This is a genomic window from Streptomyces sp. NPDC053665 (assembly GCF_055585285.1).
Genome location: NZ_JBVJKK010000005.1, coordinates 465132 through 483898 on the forward strand (window position 1 = coordinate 465132; position 18767 = coordinate 483898).

An 18767-nucleotide genomic window follows, 5' to 3' on the forward strand; every position below is an offset into this window, starting at 1 on the left:
CGCCGCAGAGCCGCCAGCCCACCCGCAACCAGCACCGCCGCCAGCCCGGTCAGCGGGCGGTACCGCCCGCCGGTGCCGGTGGTTGCTCGCCCAGGGCCCCGCAGCCGGGTCTGCCTCACGCCCCCGCCGGGACCGCCTCACGCCCCCGCCGGGTACCGCCCGCCGGTGGTTGGTCGCCCAAGGGCCCGCGGCCGGGTCCGCCTCACGCCCCCGCCGGGTCCGCCTCGCGCCCCCGCCGGGTCCGCCTCACGCCCCCGCCGGGACCGTCAGGCTCCATGCCCCCTCGCGCACCACCCAGGTGCGCGTGCGCACCGGGCCCGAGACCTGGGTGTCCGCCCGGTAGCGGAAGTGCGCCCCGGAGACCGTGACGGTGCGGCCCTCGGCGAGCAGCGGTGAGGCCTCCGCGCCCACCGACACCGGCCTGACCTCCACCGCTGCCACGCCCGAGGGGGACGGGGCCACCGACACCGCCTCCACCGGCTGGTTCAGATCCACGAGGGTCTCCCCGTCCACCTCGACCCGCAGCCGCGACGGCCCGGGCTCCGGCGGGGACACCGGCCGCGCGGGGCGGGACGCCGGGACCAGGGTGCGCACGAGCGACTGGCAGGTCCGCAGCCACGGCCGCCCCGCGGCGTCCTCCGCGTCGGCCACCGGCTCCCGCTCGCCCGCCCCGCCCGGCGAGGGCGACAGCGGCGGTATGCGCAGCGCGCCCAGCACCACCCCGTCGCTGTCGTCGACCATCAGGTCCATCCGCCGCTCGACCCCGTCGAGCACCGCCCGCGCGGCCGCCACCGTCCCGGTCGGCACCCCCAGGGACCGGGCCAGGGACAGGGCACCCCCGACCGGCACCAGCGACAGTCCGCACGCCGCCAGCTCCCGCTGCCGGTGCAGCACCGACACCGCCCGCAGCAGCGCCCGGTCGTCGCCCACCACCACCGGGCGCCGGGCGCCGCGGCGGGCCAGCGCCCGGGCGAACTCCTCCGGGCCGTCCGGCAGGCACAGCTTCATGCCGGCGCCCGCGCCGAGCACGTCCTTCGCGATCCGGACGGACTCGCCGTCCGACCTTCGGGCGACCGGGTCGACCACCACCAGCAGCTGCTCGGACGTCGTGGAAGTCGCCACCTCGGCCATGCCTCGCTTCCTCGGGTAGCATCTTTGTGCAAGAGCCCCTTGCGCTATTGCGCCAGGGGCTTCGTCTATTCCGGGGCATCCGGTCCGACGGTTGGCGGCCAACGGTGGTCGCGGTGCACGCGGCGGAGACCTCCGCGTACGCCCTCGACCATGGACATGCCCCGCCCGGAAGGGGTGTACGCGCGTGCCCGCACTTGTGCTGCTCGGTGCTCAGTGGGGTGACGAAGGCAAGGGAAAGGCCACCGACCTGCTCGGTGGCTCGGTGGACTATGTGGTGCGTTACCAGGGCGGTAACAACGCCGGCCACACGGTGGTCGTGGGCGACCAGAAGTATGCCCTCCACCTCCTCCCTTCCGGAATCCTGTCCCCCGGCTGCACGCCGGTCATCGGCAACGGCGTCGTCGTCGACCCGTCGGTCCTGTTCTCCGAGCTGAACGGGCTGAACGAGCGAGGCGTCGACACGTCCAAGCTCCTCATCAGCGGTAACGCGCACATCATCACGCCGTACAACGTGACGGTGGACAAGGTGACCGAGCGCTTCCTCGGCAAGCGCAAGATCGGTACCACCGGACGCGGTATCGGCCCGACCTACGCGGACAAGATCAACCGCGTGGGCATCCGGGTGCAGGACCTCTACGACGAGTCGATCCTGACGCAGAAGGTCGAAGCGGCCCTCGACGTCAAGAACCAGATGCTCACCAAGCTCTACAACCGGCGGGCGATCGCCGTGGAGCAGGTGGTCGAGGAGCTGCTGGGCTACGCCGACAAGCTCGCGCCGTACGTCGCCGACACCGTGCTGGTCCTCAACCAGGCGCTGGACGAGGACAAGGTCGTGCTGTTCGAGGGCGGTCAGGGCACCCTGCTCGACATCGACCACGGCACGTACCCCTTCGTCACCTCGTCCAACCCGACCGCCGGCGGCGCCTGCACCGGCGCCGGCGTCGGCCCGACGAAGATCAGCCGGGTCATCGGCATCCTCAAGGCGTACACCACCCGCGTCGGCGCCGGTCCCTTCCCGACCGAGCTGTTCGACGAGGACGGCGAGGCGCTGCGGCGCATCGGCGGCGAGCGCGGTGTCACCACCGGCCGCGACCGCCGCTGCGGCTGGTTCGACGCGGTCATCGCCCGCTACGCGACCCGCGTGAACGGCCTGACCGACTTCTTCCTCACCAAGCTCGACGTCCTCACCGGCTGGGAGCAGATCCCGGTCTGCGTGGCCTACGAGATCGACGGCAGGCGCGTCGAGGAACTGCCCTACTCGCAGACCGACTTCCACCACGCGAAGCCGGTCTACGAGATGCTGCCGGGCTGGAGCGAGGACATCTCCAAGGCCAAGTCCTTCGGCGACCTGCCGAAGAACGCCCAGGCGTACGTGAAGGCGCTGGAGGAGATGTCCGGCGCCCCGATCTCCGCGATCGGCGTGGGCCCGGGCCGCGACGAGACGATCGAGATCAACTCGTTCCTCTGAGCCGCTCCGCGTCCGCCGGCCGCTCCCCTGCCCAGGGGGGCGGCCGGCGCTCTTTCCCGCCGGGTGGCCCGCCCCGAACGGGCATAGGCTGAAAGCGGCACCCCCGCGTGCGTCGACACAGAGGAAGGTGAGTGCGATGCGCGTACTGCTCAAGGCCTGCATGGACACCGAGAAGGCCAACGAGGCCATCCGGAACGGCACCATGGGCAAGCTCCTCCAGGAGTCGCTGGAGCTGATCAAGCCCGAGGCGGCCTACTTCACCTCCGAGAACGGCAGGCGCACGGCCTTCATGGTCTTCGACATGCAGGACAGCGCCCAGATGCCGGTGCTCAGCGAGCCCTTCTTCCTCAACCTCGGCGCGGAGATCACGTACACGCCTGTGATGAACGTCGAGGACGTGCAGAGGGGCCTGTCCCAGCTGGGGCGCTGAGCGCCCGGCTCAGCTGAAGACGATCATCGAGCCCTGCGCGAGGCTGCGGGTCGCGGCCGCGTGCAGGCCGAGCCACACGTGCCGCTCCCGGGCGAAGGGACTCGGGTCGTAGGGCGCCGGGACAGCGGGCTCCTCCAGCTCCGTGGGCGCGAGCGGCGGCCGGGGAGCCACCGGCGGGTTGGCCGGGTCGATGCCGATGGCCGGGCCGACCACCTCCAGCTCCCGCAGCAGCGCGTGCGAGGAGCCCAGCGGGCCGCCGCCCGCGAGGAGGTCGTCGTCGGCGAGCGGACTCGGGAAGTCGACCGGGACGTAGGCGCCCGCGTGGTCGTAGTGCCACACCAGGTGCGACTGCTGGGCCGTCGACTCGAACATCTCCAGCAGCTGCTCGTAGTCGCCGCCCAGTTCGTCCACGGGCGTCACCGGCAGCCCGCACACCTGCAACAGGTAGGCGCGGCGCAGGAAGTGCAGCGCGTCGTAGTCGAAGCCGGCGACCGGGGCCACGTCGCCGGACAGGCCCGGCATGTACTGGTACACCGGCACCGGCGGCAGCCCGGCCTCGGCGAGCACCTTGTCGTATTGCGCGAGTTCCTCGGCGAACGGGTTGTCCGGCGTGTGGCACAGGACGTCCACGAGCGGTACCAGCCACAGGTCACAGGCCAAAGAGGGCTCCTCGCTCAGCGCGGTGGTCGGGTAGCACGGTGGTCAAGAAGGGTAGCGGTGCGGCACGGTCACGGCTCCCGCCGTGCATGTCCCATACCCATACGGACCGCCTCGACGCCGGTCACCGGGGGGCGAGCCGCTCGATCAGCGCGAGCGAGTGCGTGTTGTAGGCCGTGAGGATCGCCCGGGCGGCGTCGTGGTCGCCCGCGATCAGCGCGTCGACCAGCTCGGTGTGCCCCGCCCACAGCGCGCCGCGCAGGTCGGTGAGCCGGCGCAGGTGCTGCACCGCGCACACCCAGGTCTGCACGCGCAGCCGGTTCAGGAAGTCGGCCAGGTAGGGGTTGCCGAAGCAGGCGCCCAGCTCCCGCCAGAAGCGCAGGTCGTACCCGATCAGCACGGTGAGGTCCCCGGCGGCCGCGGCCCGCTGCGCCTCCTCGCCGCGCCTGCGCACCCCGGCGACGACGGAGGCGGCCCGCGGGTCGTCGGGCCGCACGGCGTTGGGGCGGCCCTCGGACAGCGCCAGGAACATCCCCTCGATGACCAGGCCGCGAGCCTCGATCATGCCGCGGAAGTCCTCGGCCGAGTACTCGTGGACCCGGAAGCCGCGATGCTGGTCGGCGTCGAGCAGCCCCTGCGCGGAGAGGTCGACGAGCGCCTCGCGGACCGGTGTGGCGGACACCCCGTACTGCTCGGCGATCTCCTTGACCGTGAACTCCTGCCCCGGCTGGAGCCGTCCGGCCAGCACCTCGTCGCGGAGTGCTTCGGCGATCTGCTGGCGCAGGGTGCTGCGCATCACGGCGCCGTTGCCGGTGCTGCCGGGCATGGTCAGGGCGTCTCCTCGTCGCGGGGGTGGCGTGCTCGTCCTTGACTACGAGCACGCCACCTTACGCGTTCGAACGACGTCCGAGCTTGTCGCCCACTGACGGGTTGTGTCCGTCTACGCGGTGTATTCGTCCGCGACCGACAGCGCCGCGTCCAGCGCCGCGAGCCCTTCCTTCAGCTCCGCCTCGCCGATGTTGCAGGGCGGCACGACGTGCGTCCGGTTCATGTTCACGAACGGCCACAGGCCGTTGCCCTTCGCGGCGGCGGCGAAGGCGGCCATCGGCGCGTTCGCCTCACCGGCCGCGTTGTACGGCACCAGCGGCTCCCGCGTCTCGCGGTCGCGCACCAGCTCCAGCGCCCAGAACATGCCGACGCCGCGCACCTCGCCCACGCTGGGGTGCCGCTCGGCGAGCGCCCGCAGCTCCGGCTCGACGACGGACGCGCCGAGCCGGGCCGCGTGCTCCACGACGCCCTCCCGCGCCATCACGCCGATGGTCGCGACGGCGGCGGCGCACGCCAGGGGGTGCCCGGAGTACGTCAGACCGCCGGGGTAGGGGCGCTTGCCGAACGTCTCCGCGATCGCGCCGGAGATGGCCACGCCGCCGAGCGGCACGTACCCGCTGTTCACGCCCTTGGCGAAGGTCAGCAGGTCGGGCGTGACGTCGAACAGGTCCGCGGCGAACCACTCACCGGTGCGCCCGAAGCCCGCCATGACCTCGTCCAGGACGAAGACGATGCCGTACGTGTCGCACAGCTCGCGCACCCCGGCGAGGTAGCCGGGCGGCGGGACCATGATCCCGGCGGTGCCCGGGACGGTCTCCAGGATGATCGCGGCGATCGTCGCGGGGCCCTCGAAGCGGATCGTCGTCTCCAGGTGCTCCAGCGCCCGGGCGCACTCCTGCTCCTCGGTCTCGGCGTAGAAGCGGGAGCGGTAGAGGTAGGGCGCCCAGAAGTGCACGACGCCGGCCGTGCCGGTGTCGGAGGCCCAGCGGCGCGGGTCGCCGGTGAGGTTCACGGCCTGCTGGGTGCCGCCGTGGTACGAGCGGTACGCCGAGAGCACCTTGGGGCGGCCCGTGTGCAGCCGGGCCATCCGGATGGCGTGCTCGACGGCGTCGGCGCCGCCGTTGGTGAAGAAGATCTTGTCCAGGTCGCCCGGGGTCCGCTCGGCGATCAGCCGGGCCGCCTCCGAGCGCGCCTCCACCGCGAAGGCGGGCGCGAACGTCGTCATCCGCGCCGCCTGCTCCTGGATCGCGGCGACGACCGCGGGGTGCTGGTAGCCGATGTTGGTGTAGACGAGCCCGCTGGAGAAGTCCAGGTAGCGGCGGCCTTCGTAGTCCCAGAAGTACGACCCCTCGGCACCGGCGACGGCGAGCGGGTCGATCAGCTCCTGCGCGGACCAGGAGTGGAAGACGTGGTCACGGTCGGCGGCCTTGACGGCGGCACCGGCCTCGGGGTTCGGCTGAGGGGTCATGCGGGCGAGCGTAGGCGCCGGGGGGCGGGCGGTGACATCGGCGGCCTGTCTGCCGTCGGCGGCAATTGGCGACAGGTTGTCCAGGCGGACCGTCCGACGATTGACAGTGTCCTGTCTTGATGGCAGCCTGCTGTCAAGAGAGCGCGGTCGCAGGGCCGCACTCCCAGGCAGGGTCCGAGGAGGAGCCATGCAGCCCACCGCAGAGCACAAGCCCGTCCATCTCGCCGTCTACGACACCCTGGCCGACTGGGAGACGGGCCACGCCACGGCCCAGCTCGCCCGGGCGGGCCGGGAGATCCGCACGGTCGGACCGACCACCGCCCCCGTCCGCAGCACCGGCGGGCTGCGCATCCTGCCCGACCTGGCCCTCGACGACGTACGGCCCGAGGACAGCGCGCTGCTGATCCTGCCGGGCGCCGACCTCTGGGACACGGGCGACGACCTGGCGCCCTTCGCGCGCACGGCCCGGTCCTTCCTCGACGCGGGTGTGCCCGTCGCCGCGATCTGCGGCGCCACCGCCGGACTCGCCCGCGAGGGCCTGCTCGACGACCGCGCCCACACCAGCGCGGTCTCCTTCTACCTGGCCGCGACCGGCTACGCGGGCGCCGGGCGGTACGTCGAGGCGGACGCCGTCACCGACCGCGGCCTGGTCACCGCCGGACCGACCGAGCCGGTCGCGTTCGCCCGGGAGATCCTGGGCCTGCTCGGGGTCCACGAGGGCGAGGTATTGGACGCCTGGTACCGGCTGTTCCACGACTCCGACGCCGCGGCCTACGGCGTGCTGGAGAGGGCCGGGGCGCTGTGAGCGGCGAGCGGCAGGACCTGCTCAGCCGCAGTGCCCTCGGGGTGTTCCGGCTGAACGGCCAGTTCCTGGGCGTGGCGGAGGAGCTGGCCCGGCCCGCCGGGCTCACCGCCGCCTGGTGGCAGGTGCTGGGCGCGGTCCTCGGCGAGCCGCTGCCGGTCTCCGGCATCGCCCGCGCCATGGGCATCACCCGGCAGAGCGTGCAGCGCGTCGCCGACCTGCTGGTGGAGCGGGGGCTCGCCGAGTACCGGCCCAACCCGGCGCACCGCCGCGCCAAGCTCCTCGCACCCACCGGTGAGGGCCGGGCCGCGGTGGCCCGGATCGACCCCGGGCACGCGGCCTTCGCCGACCGGCTGGCCGAGGCGTTCGGGGAGGCGGAGCTGGCCCGGGCCGTGACCCTGCTGGAGCGGCTGTCCGAGGTGCTCCAGCAGGTGGGGCCGCCCCGGGGCCCGGCCACCGCGCCTGTTACGGAACCGTAGAGATCGCCCGGGCCGCCCCGGCCCGGCCCGGCACTATTCTCGATCCGTTGCTCGCGTGTGGGGGGAAGGCGGCTGAGCGATGGAGAAGCTGGGGGGCGCCGATCCGCAGCGGATCGGCGCGTACCGGTTGCTGGCGCGGCTCGGCGCGGGCGGCATGGGGCACGTCTACCTGGCCCGCTCGGAGCGCGGCCGGACCGTCGCCGTGAAACTCGTGCGCGAGGAACTGGCCGCGCAGGAGGAGTTCCGGGAGCGGTTCCGCCAGGAGGTCCGCTCCGCGCGGCGGGTCGGCGGGTACTGGACCGCGCCGGTGCTGGACGCGGACACCGAGGCCGCCGTGCCGTGGGTCGCCACCGGGTACGTCGCCGGGCCGAGCCTCCAGCAGGTCGTCGGCCACGACCACGGGGCCCTGCCCGAGCGGTCGGTCCGCATCCTCGCGGCCGGGCTCGCGCACGCGCTCGAGGACATCCACGCGGCCGGCATCGTCCACCGCGACCTCAAGCCGTCGAACGTCCTGGTCACCATCGACGGCCCGCGCGTCATCGACTTCGGCATCGCCCGCGCCCTGGAGACTGTCACGGACGGCGGGCTCACGCGGACCGGCGCGCTCGTCGGATCGCCCGGCTTCATGGCGCCCGAGCAGGTGCGGGGCGACCGCATCACCCCGGCGTGCGACGTCTTCTGCCTCGGCTCGGTCCTCGCCTACGCCGCGACCGGCGCCCTGCCCTTCGGCACCGCCAACAGCGGCGTCCACGCGCTGATGTTCCGCATCGCCCAGGAGGAGCCGGACCTGGAGGGCGTCCCGGAGGGCATCGCCGACCTGGTCCGCGACTGCCTGCGCAAGGACCCCGCCGCCCGGCCCACCCTGGACCAGGTCCTGGAACGCACCGGCGCCGACGACACCGTCGCGGACGGCCGCGCCCTGGACCCCTGGCTGCCGAGCGCGCTGGTGGCCCAACTGGGCCGCCACGCCGTGCGGTTGCTGGACGCGGAGAACCCCGAGGCCGACCCGGCGGCGGGAGGAGCCGCCGGCGCCCTTCCGCCGGCCGGCCACGGCGGCGACGCGGGGCAGTCCGGTCCCGGCGGGCACCCCGTCGCCGGCGGTCGCCCCGCGCCCGGCCCGTCCCCCGAGCACGCCGCCGTGGCCGACGAGCCGTCCCGGCCCGCCCTGCCCCCGGCCCCCGCGCTGCCCCCCGGGGCCGCGGCCGGAGCCGCCGTGCCGCCCCCGGCGGGCCGGCCCGGCGACGGGCCGGCGGTGAACCATCTGCCGACCTTGGTCGCGGGGCCGGGCACGACCCCGCCGCCGCACCCCGCCTACGGCTACCCGCAGCAGCACCCCCAGCCGGGCGCCCCGGCGCACCCCGGCTACGGCGGACCCGGCTCGACGCCGCCGTACGGGCCGCCGCCCCACGGCCCCACCCCGCCGTACGGGCCGCCCCAGCCGGCGCGCAGGGACGGCCGGTCCACCGCGCTGCTCGTCGTGATCGCCCTGGTCGTCGCGCTGGCCGCGGGCGGGTCGGTGTACGCCCTGATGCAGGGCGGCGGCCACGACACGTCCGGCGGCGACCCGTCCCCCACCCGGAGCACCGGCGCGCCCCCGACCACCCCGGGCCCCGGGCCGACGACCACCCGGCCGGACGGCTCGGCCTCCCCGCAGGACGGCACGATCCCCACCGGGTACCTGGGCACCTGGACCACGACCATCGACAACGCCGACGGGCAGCACAGCCGTTCGCTCACCATCGAGCAGGGGGAGCCGGGCGACACGGTGCTGTCCCTCGTGGCCGACGGCCCCACCCGGGGCGGCGGCTCCTACCACTGCGTGTTCGAGGGCGAACTGGTCACGGCCCCGGGAGCGGGCGGCTCCCTGAGGATCGGCCCGTCCACCGTGACCGTCGGACAGCCGCGCAGCGCCTGCACCCCGGGCGCCGCCACCGAGGTGACCCTCCTGCCGAACGGCACGCTGGAGCGCCTCAACACGAGCAGCGGCGAACGGCTGACGTACACGAAGCAGTAGCCGAACCCCGGTGCCCGGCACGCCGGTCGACCATCCGGCGGCGGTCACCGACGGCCGGGCGACGACGGGGTCGGTCCCGTCGTCTCACCTCGGCTCGGGCGGACGCTGCCGGGGCATGTTCGGCCGGGCGCCGCCCGCCGGCGGAACAGCGAAGCGGCCGTTCACGCTCCCCGCCTCCACCGGGCGGCCCGGCCCCGGGAACACCACCGTGTGCAGAGCGGCCGTCGTGGCGCCCCCGGTGCGGAACTCGCCCATCCAGTCCGCCGTCTCCACCCGCACCAGCTCGGTCACGTCCTCGGAGAACCTGCGCAGCACCCCCAGGCATCGCTCCGCGGCCTCACCGGCCGTGCCCTCCGCCGGACCCAGCACCTCCCGCACGCTCTCCGCGGCCCAGTCGAACTGGAGCGCCTGGAGCCGGCGCTGCACGGCCTGCGCGGTGGCCACGTCCCGCATCCAGCCGGACGTCACCCCGAAGTACCGGTCGACGGCCACGCACGCCACGCACAGCAGCAGCGCCAGGCACCCCCAGGACGCGATCCCGCCCGCCACGCCCGTCAGGTCCAGCAGGGGCAGCGCCAGCCCGGTGACCGCGCCGGCCAGCGCCCCGCAGCGCAGCACCCGCGCGCAGCGCCGCTTCCACATCCGGTCCGCCAGGTACCAGGCCACCGTCCGCAGCGCCCCCCGCTCCGCCCACCGGTACAGCTCGTCCAGCCGGACCGCCGGCTCGCCCCAGTCCCCGAGCGGGAAGGCCCGGCCGGTCAGGTCGCCCGGCCGCAACCGGGCCGCCGCCCCCTCGCCCCGCCCGTCCTGAGGTGGCCCCTCGGGCTGCATCTCCGGCTGACCCACCCGGCACTCCTCACCGACCACGAATGACCACGTACGGTTCACTCACCGATCACGCTGCGCGACGGACGGCCGCGGCGTGCTGCCGCGCCCGACCCTTCCTACCCCCCAACGGGTGGCGAAGATGAAGCTTTCGCCGGTTTTCCGCCCGGAAGTATTCCTTGATCGGTTATGGGGCGCGAGAGGGCATCACTCGAAAGAGTGCTGGGGCGGTGGCAGGTCGGACCACGTAGGCTCGTGCCGAGCGGGAAAACCCGTACCGAGCAAGGAGCTGATCGTGATCCCCGGTGGTGGCCAGCCCAACATGCAGCAGCTGCTCCAGCAGGCCCAGAAGATGCAGCAGGACCTGGCGAGGGCGCAGGAGGAACTGGCGCAGACGGAGGTCGACGGGCAGGCCGGCGGCGGCCTGGTGACCGCGACCGTCACCGGCGCCGGCGAGCTGCGCGCCCTGAAGATCGACCCGAAGGCGGTGGACCCGGAGGACACCGAGACCCTCGCCGACCTCGTCGTGGCGGCCGTCCAGGCGGCCAACGAGAACGCGCAGGCGCTCCAGCAGCAGAAGCTCGGCCCCCTCACCCAGGGTCTCGGCGGCGGCGGGATCCCCGGTCTGCCGTTCTGACCCGGCGCACCGCCTTCCTCCGGGAGGCGGCTGACAACTACGGTACGTACGGGTGGGTGCGTACCGACCCCGAAGACCCAGGAAGGGCAGTCCGTTGTACGAAGGCGTGGTCCAGGACCTGATCGACGAGCTGGGGCGGCTGCCCGGCGTCGGTCCGAAGAGCGCCCAGCGGATCGCCTTCCACATCCTCCAGGCGGAACCGACGGACGTACGGCGGCTCGCGCAGGCGCTGATGGAGGTCAAGGCGAAGGTCCGCTTCTGCGCGACCTGCGGCAACGTCGCGCAGGAGGAACTGTGCAACATCTGCCGCGACACCCGCCGCGACCCGGCCGTCATCTGCGTGGTCGAGGAGCCCAAGGACGTCGTGGCGATCGAGCGCACGCGTGAGTTCCGGGGCCGCTACCACGTGCTGGGCGGCGCCATCAGCCCGATCGACGGGGTGGGCCCGGACGACCTGCGCATCAGGGAGCTCCTGGCCCGTCTCGCCGACGGCACGGTCACCGAGCTCATCCTCGCCACGGACCCGAACCTGGAGGGCGAGGCGACGGCGACGTACCTCGCCCGCATGATCAAGCCCATGGGCCTGAAGGTCACCCGCCTGGCCAGCGGCCTCCCGGTGGGTGGCGACCTGGAATACGCGGACGAGGTCACCCTCGGACGCGCCTTCGAGGGGAGACGACTCCTAGATGTCTGACGCCACGCTGCACGCGACCGACCGGAACCCGGACGACTTCGCGGTCCAGATCGCGGACCAGGTCGAGAGCTTCCTCGTCGCCGTGACGGAGGTCGCCAAGGGCGACGAGCCGGAATCGGCCGTCCCCTTCCTCCTTCTGGAGGTCTCCCAGCTCCTGCTCGCCGGGGGCCGGCTCGGCGCGCACGAGGACATCGTGCCCGACGAGCGCTACGAGCCCGACTCGGGCCCCGAGGCGGACGTCGACGAACTGCGCGAGAACCTGGCGCGGATGCTCGACCCCATCGACATCTACTCCGAGGTCTTCGACCCCTACGAGCCCCGCAAGGCCCCCGTCCCGGCCCGGATCTCCGACGACCTGGCCGACGTGATGGCCGACCTGCGCCACGGCATGTCCCACTACCGCGCGGGCCGCACCACGGAGGCCCTGTGGTGGTGGCAGTTCTCCTACTTCTCCAACTGGGGCTCCACCGCGTCGGCCACCCTGCGCGCCCTGCAGTCGGTCCTCGCCCACATTCGCCTGGACCAGCCCCTCGCCGAGCTCGACGGGCTGGACACCGACCAGGGCATGGGCGACGACACGCTGGAGTTCGAGGCGGGCCGCGTGATGGTGGAGGAGATCGCCCGCCCCCTGGGCCTGCGGCAGACCAAGTGACCCGCCGTCAGGCCCGGCCCGCCGGATCCGCCGCACCGGCCGGATCCGCCGCAACCACCGGCTGACGACCCGTCAGATCCGGATGGCCTTGCCCGTCACGCCGATGCCCTCCTGCGGGCCGGCCGGCACCGACACGGTGAGGGTGCTCGGCCGCCCCAGGTCCTCGCCCTGGCGGATCGTCAGGGTCGCCGGGGGAGTGACGAGTCCGAGCTCCCGCAGGTAGCCGCCGAACGCGGCCGCCGCCGCGCCCGTGGCCGGGTCCTCCACGACACCCCCGGGCGGGAACGGGTTGCGGGCGTGGAACACGGTGGGCGACTCCCGGTGGACCAGGTCGACCGTCGTCCAGTCCCTGCGGGCCATCAGGCCGGCCAGGGCGGCCATGTCGTAGTCCAGGCGGGCCAGCCGCTCCCGGCTCGCGGCGGCGATCACGGGGTGCCAGGCCCCGGCGTAGGCGACGCGGGGCGGCAGCAGGGGGTCCAGATCCTCCGGGGACCAGCCCAGGAGCGACAGCAGCGTGTCGAGGTCGGCCTGTTCGAGCGGGACCGTGCGCGGGGCCACGCTGACCAGGGTGGCGACGAGGCCGCCGTCGGCCGTCCGGTCGGTGGTCACCGGGACCGGCCCGGCCGGTGTGCGCAGCAGCAGGCGGCCGGTGCCGTGCCGCTCCGCGTGCCCCACGGCCGTGGCGATCGTCGCGTGCCCGCAGAAGGGGACCTCGGCGAGCGGGCTGAAGTAGCGCACGGCCAGGGAGCCGTCGTCGCGGGCCTCCGTGACGAACGCGGTCTCCGAGTAGCCGACCTCGGCGGCCGCCGCCAGCATCGCCGCGTCGTCGGCCCCGGCGGCGTCCAGCACCACCCCCGCCGGGTTTCCGCCCTCGGGATCCCCGCTGAACGCCACATAGCGCAGTATCTCCATGCCCGCACGGTAGCGCCCGCCCCGCGGCCGTACGCCGGCCTCGCGTGGACTCGGCAGCGGGCCGGAGCCCTTGACCAGCGGTTGTGACGCCGGGCACTTTCCGCGTGGCCCGTGCCCAGATGGGCATGAGCCACTCTGGACGGGCGCCGGGGTCTCACCATGCGATATCGCGGAGGGGATTTTCGGACGCTCGTTAGACTGAGCCGACCGCGGTACGAATGCGTATGAGCGGACAGAGACGGATTGAGCGAGGAGCGCACGTGGGCCTTGTCGTGCAGAAGTACGGAGGCTCCTCCGTAGCCGATGCCGAGGGCATCAAGCGCGTCGCCAAGCGGATCGTGGAAGCGAAGCAGAGTGGCAACCAGGTGGTTGCCGTCGTTTCCGCGATGGGCGACACGACGGACGAGCTGATCGATCTCGCCGAGCAGGTTTCCCCGATGCCTGCCGGGCGCGAGCTCGACATGCTGCTGACCGCCGGAGAGCGGATCTCCATGGCCCTGCTGGCGATGGCGATCAAGAAACTGGGCCACGAGGCGCAGTCGTTCACCGGCAGCCAGGCAGGTGTCATCACCGACTCGGTCCACAACAAGGCCCGGATCATCGACGTCACGCCGGGCCGCATCAAGACCTCGGTGGACGAGGGCAACATCGCGATCGTCGCCGGTTTCCAGGGCGTCAGCCAGGACACCAAGGACATCACCACCCTCGGCCGCGGCGGCTCCGACACCACGGCGGTGGCCCTCGCGGCCGCGCTCGACGCCGACGTCTGCGAGATCTACACCGACGTGGACGGCGTGTTCACCGCCGACCCGCGCGTGGTGAAGAAGGCGAAGAAGATCGACTGGATCTCCTTCGAGGACATGCTCGAACTGGCGGCGTCCGGGTCCAAGGTGCTCCTCCACCGCTGCGTGGAGTACGCCCGCCGGTACAACATCCCGATCCACGTCCGGTCCAGCTTCAGCGGACTTCAGGGCACGTGGGTCAGCAGCGAGCCGATCGATCAAGGGGACAAGCAGGTGGAGCAGGCTCTCATCTCCGGTGTCGCGCACGACACCTCCGAGGCCAAGGTCACGGTCGTCGGCGTGCCGGACAAGCCGGGCGAGGCGGCCTCGATCTTCCGTACGATCGCCGACGCCGAGATCAACATCGACATGGTCGTGCAGAACGTGTCCGCCGCCTCCACGGGCCTGACGGACATCTCCTTCACGCTGCCGAAGACCGAGGGCCGCAAGGCCATCGACGCGCTCGAGAAGAACAGGGCCGGCATCGGCTTCGACTCGCTGCGCTACGACGACCAGATCGGCAAGATCTCCCTCGTCGGCGCCGGCATGAAGACCAACCCGGGCGTCACGGCCGACTTCTTCACGGCCCTGTCCCGGGCGGGCGTGAACATCGAGCTGATCTCGACCTCCGAGATCCGCATCTCGGTCGTCACCCGCGCCGACGACGTCCCCGAGGCCGTCCGCGCCGTGCACACGGCCTTCGGCCTCGACTCCGACAGCGACGAGGCCGTCGTCTACGGAGGCACCGGCCGCTGATGACCGGCCTTGGAGGGGCCGGCCGGACCGGCCGGTCCGGCCGGCCCACGCTCGCCGTGGTGGGGGCGACCGGCGCCGTCGGCACGGTCATGCTGCGGATCCTGTCCGAGCGCGCCGACGTCTGGGGCGAGATCCGGCTCGTCGCCTCCGCGCGCTCGGCCGGCCGCAAGCTGGCCGTGCGGGGCGAGGAGACCGAGGTCGTGGCGCTCACCGAGGAGGCCTTCGACGGGGTCGACGTCGCGCTGTTCGACGTCCCCGACGAGGTCGCCGAGCAGTGGGCGCCCGTCGCCGTGGCCAAGGGCGCGGTGGTGGTCGACAACTCCGGCTCGTTCCGGATGGACCCGGACGTGCCGCTCGTCGTGCCCGAGGTGAACCCGCACGCCGTGCGCATGCGCCGGCGCGGCATCATCGCCAACCCCAGTTGCACGACGCTCTCCATGATCGTGGCGCTGGGCGCGCTGCACGCCGAGTTCGGCCTGCGCGAGCTGGTCGCCTCCTCGTACCAGGCGGTCAGTGGCGCCGGGCGCGAGGGCGTGGCGACCCTGCGCCGCCAGCTGTCCCTGGTGGCCGGCACCGAGCTGGGCACCCACCCCGGGGACGTGCGGCGGGCCCTCGGCGACCGCACCGGGCCGTTCCCGGAGCCCGTCGCGCTGAACGTCGTGCCGTGGACCGGTACGGCGTGCGAGGACGGCTGGTCCTCGGAGGAGCTGAAGGTGCGGGGCGAGACCCGCAAGATCCTCGGGATGCCCGAGCTGCCGGTCGCCGTCACCTGTGTACGCGTCCCCGTGATCACCACGCACTCGCTGACCGTGCACGCCCGCTTCGAGGGCGAGGTCACCGTCGACAAGGCGCGCGAGATCCTCGCCACGGCGCCCGGGGTGGTGCTGTTCGACAACCCGGCCGCGGGGGAGTTCCCGACCCCCGCCGACGTCGTGGGCACCGACCCGACCTGGGTCGGGCGGGTGCGCCGGGCCCTGGACGATCCGACCGCGCTGGAACTCTTCGTGTGCGGGGACAACCTGCGCAAGGGATCCGCGCTCAACACCGCCCAGATCGCCGAACTGGTGGCCCGGGAACTGTCCTGAGGGCGGCCGCCACGCCCCCGTGACCGCCCGCCGGCCCGGAAACTCCCGGGCCGATGTCGGTGCCGGTTTGTAGGATCGGTGCACCCCGCATGTGATCCGGTCGATGATCCGGACCACTTGTGGCCTGGGGCTTTCGCGACGGAGGATTTATCTCCCCGCTCTCCGCAACCACGCGGAGGGCGGGGAGCGTCTTTGCGGTCGCCCTTCGGGCCGTGAGAGCGCTTGTCAGGCGTGGGGACGCCTGGAACCGGACGTGGGGACGCCCGGTCACATCTGGACATAGGGGAAGAGCGGGACGCATGAGGGCATTTGATGCACCATCGGTTGTGCTGCCTGACGCGGGTAGACCGTCGGTGGCGGCGGTCGGCACGAAAGTGACGCCCGGCACGTACAACCCTCACCGGGGTGAGCGTGTCCAACAAGCGTGGCAGAGGTACTCGACTTCAGCGCGGCACGCGGCACGGTCCTCAGACCGCCCCGTCCGGCGGCTCTCCGACCCCGCATGCCCGGCGCGCCCGGTGGCATGCCGGTGATCGCGCCCGTGCCCGCAGCGCGGCCGGCCCGCATCCCCAGTCAGCGTGACGGCGCCGAGGACTCGGTCGCGGCCGGGACGACCGTCGATCACCTCACCGAGACCTACCGCGCGCACTACCGCTCGCTGCTGGGTCTCGCCGCCCTCCTCCTCGACGACACGGCCTCCTGCGAGGACGTCGTCCAGGAGGCGTTCATCCGTGTCCACTCCGCCCGCAAGCGGGTCCGCGACCCCGAGAAGACCCTGGCGTACCTGCGCCAGACCGTCGTGAACCTCTCGCGTTCGGCGCTGCGCCGCCGCATACTCGGCCTGAAGCTGCTGTCCAAGCCCATGCCGGACATGGCCAGTGCCGAGGAGGGCGCCTACGACCAGCTGGAGCGCGACTCCCTCATCACGGCGATGAAGGGCCTGCAGCGCCGCCAGCGCGAGGTGCTCGTGCTGCGCTACTTCGCGGACATGACCGAGGCGCAGGTCGCCGAGACGCTCGGCATATCGCTGGGCTCCGTCAAGGCGTACGGCTCGCGCGGGATCGCGGCGCTGCGGGTCGCCATGGAGGCGCCGGCATGAGCGACGGCGACGGCGCGCCCCGCGACGGGCGCGACCGGCACGAGCCCTTCGAGTGGCACGAGCCGACAAGGCTGCACGGGCAAGATCCGAAGCAATCGCACGCTGGGAACGGAACTGTGAACCACGGCCCCGACGACCAGAGCCCGGACCGGCTCGACTCGGACGAGCTGGACCTGCGCAGGCTGCTGCAGCAGGCGGTGCACGAGGTGGAGCCGCGCGACGGCACCCTGGACTACCTGCGCAAGGCGGTGCCGCAGCGGCGCGCCCGCAAGCGCCAGGCCCTGGTGGGCATGGCGGCGGCCGCGCTGTTCGTGGGCACCGCCGTCCCCGCGCTGGTGCACGTCTCCAACGCCACCGGCTCCGACGCCAACCCCTCCGCCATCGGCCACGCCTCCGAGACGCCCGGCGGCTCGGGCGGGGGCAAGGACCCGGACGGCGGTGAGAACTCCTCGGGCAAGCCCTCCGACAAGGTCGAGGAGAAGGAGAAGCACGGCAAGAAGGACAAGGACAAGGGCAAGGGCTCCGGCGCCTCCAAGGGTGCCTCCACCGGCGGCACCGGCCCCTCCTCCACGACCGGCGCCGGCGTCGCGGCCTGCACCGCCGCCCAGCTCGGCCCCGCCTCCGGCAGCAGCGGCGCCCCGGACTCCACCGGCGCGGTCTCCGGCTCCTTCCGCGTCGTGAACGTCTCCGGTGCGGCCTGCACGGTCACCGGCCCCGGCTCGGTCTACGCCGCGGCGCAGGGCGGGGCGGACCCGGCGAAGGTCGGCACGCTCCGGCACGCCGCGGGTGACGCGGCCGCCGGTCTGCTGCCCGACCCGTCCCTGGAGGCGGCCGGGCTGGTGCTCCAGCCGGGCACCGGCTACGAGGTGAAGTTCGCCTGGGTCCCCTCGGAGACCTGCGGTACCCCGGGCGGCGGCACCGGCGGCCCCGACCCGAGCCCCGACCCCACCCCGTCGGGCGACCCGGCGGCCACGGCGGGCACCTCGACCGGCGGCGACACGGGCACCGGCACGCAGCTCCTCCGGGAGGACGGCACGGCCGACGGCAGCGTGGCGGTGACGTACACCCCGGGCACCGGCTCGGGCGCGGGCTCGGTCACGGTGTCGAACGCGTGCGCGGGGACCGTGTACTGGACGGGGGTCCTGGCGGGGTGATCCCTGCCGGGCCCGGCCGGGGCTACTTGGCGGCGGCGGCGGTCTCCACGGTGGCCGCTTCCCCGTCCGGCACCAGGCCCAGCTCCAGGTCGCGCGCGAGTTCGGTCTCGCGGCGCAGCAACCGGAACCACATGAAGATCACGAACCCGACGAAGGCGAACCACTCGGCGGTGTACCCGAGGTTCTGGAACGCCTTCAGGTCGAGCCCGGAGTCCGGCGGCGCGGCGGCGGGCACCGCCTTCATCCCCGCGTCGCCGTCGGTCAGCGTCACCCACGCGTCGTACACGTCGTAGGAGACCAGGTTCACCAGCGACGCCGCGCTGATCGCCGCGGTCTGCCCCGCGGGCAGCCCGCCCCGCGCGCTGACCCCGTTGTCGCCCGGGGTCTCCGACGCCTGGAGCACGCCGGTGACCGTGACCTCGCCGCGCGGCGGGGCGGGCGCCTTCGCCGCGTCGGCGGTGCCGGGCAGCCAGCCGCGCACCACCGGAAGCGCCTCACCCGCGTCGGTGCGCAGCAGCGTCAGCACGTAGAAGCCCTGCCGGTCGTCGAGCTTGCGGTCCGGGACCAGCAGCTGCTTGCCGTAGCGGCCGGTGGCGGTGACCGGCTTGCCGGACGTCGCCTTGGTCACCGGCAGCATCTCGCCGAGCGGCCGCGGCGCCTCGCTCCCCGCCCGGGAGACCTGCTCGGTCGCGGTGCGGTGGTCCTGCACACGGTCCTCGAACCGGCCCAGCTGCCAGGACCCCATGAAGATGCAGAAGGGGATGGACAACAGCACGAAGACGTTGATCCCCCACCATCGGGGCGTCAGCAGAAACCGGTACACACCCCCACGGTACGGGGCCGGGGGGCGTCCCCGGCCCGCGGGGTGGGCAACGGGGGTCCCGCCGCGGGGAC

The 18767-nt window shown here is 73.4% G+C and carries 19 protein-coding genes; 12 read left to right on the forward strand and 7 right to left on the reverse strand.

Annotated features, from left to right (window positions below):
• Positions 1-246: 246 nt before the first annotated feature.
• Positions 247-1131, reverse strand: a complete 885-nt coding sequence (locus tag ACZ6ZN_RS22205; RefSeq protein WP_469648677.1) for a diacylglycerol kinase — start codon at positions 1129-1131, stop codon at positions 247-249.
• Positions 1132-1315: 184 nt separating this feature from the next.
• Here ACZ6ZN_RS22205 and ACZ6ZN_RS22210 point away from each other — a divergent pair, with 184 nt between their 5' ends.
• The gene (locus tag ACZ6ZN_RS22210) at positions 1316-2599 is read left to right on the forward strand and encodes an adenylosuccinate synthase (protein ID WP_376326734.1); all 1284 of its coding nucleotides are present in this window, start codon (positions 1316-1318) and stop codon (positions 2597-2599) included.
• A gap of 136 nt (positions 2600-2735) precedes the next feature.
• Positions 2736-3029 carry a hypothetical protein gene (locus tag ACZ6ZN_RS22215; protein ID WP_398108989.1) on the forward strand — a complete coding sequence of 98 codons (294 nt, stop codon included), beginning with the start codon at positions 2736-2738 and terminating at the stop codon, positions 3027-3029.
• 9 nt (positions 3030-3038) lie between these two features.
• Here ACZ6ZN_RS22215 and ACZ6ZN_RS22220 read toward each other — a convergent pair whose 3' ends face one another.
• The 3 genes from ACZ6ZN_RS22220 to ACZ6ZN_RS22230 form a co-directional block, all read right to left on the reverse strand.
• On the reverse strand, positions 3039-3689 hold the full coding sequence (locus tag ACZ6ZN_RS22220; RefSeq protein ID WP_398108988.1) for a hypothetical protein: 651 nt from the start codon (positions 3687-3689) through the stop codon (positions 3039-3041).
• Positions 3690-3810: 121 nt separating this feature from the next.
• A complete protein-coding gene (locus ACZ6ZN_RS22225) occupies positions 3811-4512 on the reverse strand; it encodes a GntR family transcriptional regulator (protein WP_451875815.1) in 702 nt (233 codons plus the stop codon).
• Positions 4513-4626: 114 nt separating this feature from the next.
• The gene (locus ACZ6ZN_RS22230) at positions 4627-5982 is read right to left on the reverse strand and encodes an aminotransferase class III-fold pyridoxal phosphate-dependent enzyme (protein WP_469648680.1); all 1356 of its coding nucleotides are present in this window, start codon (positions 5980-5982) and stop codon (positions 4627-4629) included.
• 187 nt (positions 5983-6169) lie between these two features.
• On the opposite strand from ACZ6ZN_RS22230, the gene ACZ6ZN_RS22235 reads away from it, so the two are divergent.
• From ACZ6ZN_RS22235 to ACZ6ZN_RS22245, 3 genes are all read left to right on the forward strand, one after another.
• Positions 6170-6787 carry a DJ-1/PfpI family protein gene (locus ACZ6ZN_RS22235; protein WP_469648683.1) on the forward strand — a complete coding sequence of 206 codons (618 nt, stop codon included), beginning with the start codon at positions 6170-6172 and terminating at the stop codon, positions 6785-6787.
• Positions 6784-7263 (forward strand): MarR family winged helix-turn-helix transcriptional regulator, encoded by a 480-nt coding sequence (locus ACZ6ZN_RS22240; protein WP_469648684.1) that lies wholly within the window; start codon positions 6784-6786, stop codon positions 7261-7263. Before ACZ6ZN_RS22235 ends, ACZ6ZN_RS22240 begins: the two co-directional genes overlap by 4 nt.
• A gap of 79 nt (positions 7264-7342) precedes the next feature.
• The gene (locus tag ACZ6ZN_RS22245) at positions 7343-9277 is read left to right on the forward strand and encodes a serine/threonine-protein kinase (RefSeq protein ID WP_469648687.1); all 1935 of its coding nucleotides are present in this window, start codon (positions 7343-7345) and stop codon (positions 9275-9277) included.
• Between the two features lie 84 nt (positions 9278-9361).
• Here the strand turns inward: ACZ6ZN_RS22245 and ACZ6ZN_RS22250 are convergent, their stop codons facing one another.
• The gene (locus ACZ6ZN_RS22250; protein WP_469648689.1) at positions 9362-10123 is read right to left on the reverse strand and encodes an SLATT domain-containing protein; all 762 of its coding nucleotides are present in this window, start codon (positions 10121-10123) and stop codon (positions 9362-9364) included.
• 274 nt (positions 10124-10397) lie between these two features.
• On the opposite strand from ACZ6ZN_RS22250, the gene ACZ6ZN_RS22255 reads away from it, so the two are divergent.
• From ACZ6ZN_RS22255 to ACZ6ZN_RS22265, 3 genes are all read left to right on the forward strand, one after another.
• A complete protein-coding gene (locus tag ACZ6ZN_RS22255; RefSeq protein ID WP_398108958.1) occupies positions 10398-10739 on the forward strand; it encodes a YbaB/EbfC family nucleoid-associated protein in 342 nt (113 codons plus the stop codon).
• 94 nt (positions 10740-10833) lie between these two features.
• Positions 10834-11433, forward strand: coding sequence for a recombination mediator RecR (gene recR / locus ACZ6ZN_RS22260; protein ID WP_003991835.1), 600 nt, complete (start codon positions 10834-10836; stop codon positions 11431-11433).
• Positions 11426-12085, forward strand: a complete 660-nt coding sequence (locus ACZ6ZN_RS22265; protein ID WP_469648692.1) for a DUF5063 domain-containing protein — start codon at positions 11426-11428, stop codon at positions 12083-12085. The genes recR and ACZ6ZN_RS22265 overlap by 8 nt, the downstream gene beginning before the upstream one ends.
• Before the next feature lie 72 nt (positions 12086-12157).
• Here ACZ6ZN_RS22265 and ACZ6ZN_RS22270 read toward each other — a convergent pair whose 3' ends face one another.
• Positions 12158-12997 carry a PhzF family phenazine biosynthesis protein gene (locus tag ACZ6ZN_RS22270; RefSeq protein WP_469648695.1) on the reverse strand — a complete coding sequence of 280 codons (840 nt, stop codon included), beginning with the start codon at positions 12995-12997 and terminating at the stop codon, positions 12158-12160.
• Between the two features lie 260 nt (positions 12998-13257).
• Between ACZ6ZN_RS22270 and ACZ6ZN_RS22275 the strand changes: the two genes are divergently transcribed.
• The 4 genes from ACZ6ZN_RS22275 (at position 13258) to ACZ6ZN_RS22290 (ending at position 17873) form a co-directional block, all read left to right on the forward strand.
• The gene (locus ACZ6ZN_RS22275) at positions 13258-14535 is read left to right on the forward strand and encodes an aspartate kinase (protein ID WP_398108955.1); all 1278 of its coding nucleotides are present in this window, start codon (positions 13258-13260) and stop codon (positions 14533-14535) included.
• A complete protein-coding gene (locus tag ACZ6ZN_RS22280) occupies positions 14535-15620 on the forward strand; it encodes an aspartate-semialdehyde dehydrogenase (RefSeq protein ID WP_469648697.1) in 1086 nt (361 codons plus the stop codon). The genes ACZ6ZN_RS22275 and ACZ6ZN_RS22280 overlap by 1 nt, the downstream gene beginning before the upstream one ends.
• A gap of 523 nt (positions 15621-16143) precedes the next feature.
• A complete protein-coding gene (locus tag ACZ6ZN_RS22285) occupies positions 16144-16719 on the forward strand; it encodes a SigE family RNA polymerase sigma factor (RefSeq protein WP_398109345.1) in 576 nt (191 codons plus the stop codon).
• 116 nt (positions 16720-16835) lie between these two features.
• Entirely contained in the window at positions 16836-17873 is a 1038-nt protein-coding gene (locus ACZ6ZN_RS22290; protein WP_469648700.1) for a hypothetical protein, read from the forward strand.
• Positions 17874-17895: 22 nt separating this feature from the next.
• Here ACZ6ZN_RS22290 and ACZ6ZN_RS22295 read toward each other — a convergent pair whose 3' ends face one another.
• On the reverse strand, positions 17896-18696 hold the full coding sequence (locus ACZ6ZN_RS22295) for an SURF1 family protein (RefSeq protein ID WP_469648701.1): 801 nt from the start codon (positions 18694-18696) through the stop codon (positions 17896-17898).
• Positions 18697-18767 lie beyond the last annotated feature (71 nt).

Excerpts from the sequence above, each read along its gene's own strand:
- ACZ6ZN_RS22285 (WP_398109345.1), top strand. The coding sequence starts at position 16,144 with ATGCCGGTGATCGCGCCCGTGCCCGCAGCGCGGCCGGCCCGCATCCCC.
- ACZ6ZN_RS22230 (WP_469648680.1), bottom strand. The coding sequence starts at position 5,982 with ATGACCCCTCAGCCGAACCCCGAGGCCGGTGCCGCCGTCAAGGCCGCC.
- ACZ6ZN_RS22235 (WP_469648683.1), top strand. The coding sequence starts at position 6,170 with ATGCAGCCCACCGCAGAGCACAAGCCCGTCCATCTCGCCGTCTACGAC.
- ACZ6ZN_RS22205 (WP_469648677.1), bottom strand. The coding sequence starts at position 1,131 with ATGGCCGAGGTGGCGACTTCCACGACGTCCGAGCAGCTGCTGGTGGTG.
- ACZ6ZN_RS22265 (WP_469648692.1), top strand. The coding sequence starts at position 11,426 with ATGTCTGACGCCACGCTGCACGCGACCGACCGGAACCCGGACGACTTC.
- ACZ6ZN_RS22215 (WP_398108989.1), top strand. The coding sequence starts at position 2,736 with ATGCGCGTACTGCTCAAGGCCTGCATGGACACCGAGAAGGCCAACGAG.
- ACZ6ZN_RS22280 (WP_469648697.1), top strand. The coding sequence starts at position 14,535 with ATGACCGGCCTTGGAGGGGCCGGCCGGACCGGCCGGTCCGGCCGGCCC.
- ACZ6ZN_RS22270 (WP_469648695.1), bottom strand. The coding sequence starts at position 12,997 with ATGGAGATACTGCGCTATGTGGCGTTCAGCGGGGATCCCGAGGGCGGA.
- ACZ6ZN_RS22245 (WP_469648687.1), top strand. The coding sequence starts at position 7,343 with ATGGAGAAGCTGGGGGGCGCCGATCCGCAGCGGATCGGCGCGTACCGG.
- ACZ6ZN_RS22225 (WP_451875815.1), bottom strand. The coding sequence starts at position 4,512 with ATGCCCGGCAGCACCGGCAACGGCGCCGTGATGCGCAGCACCCTGCGC.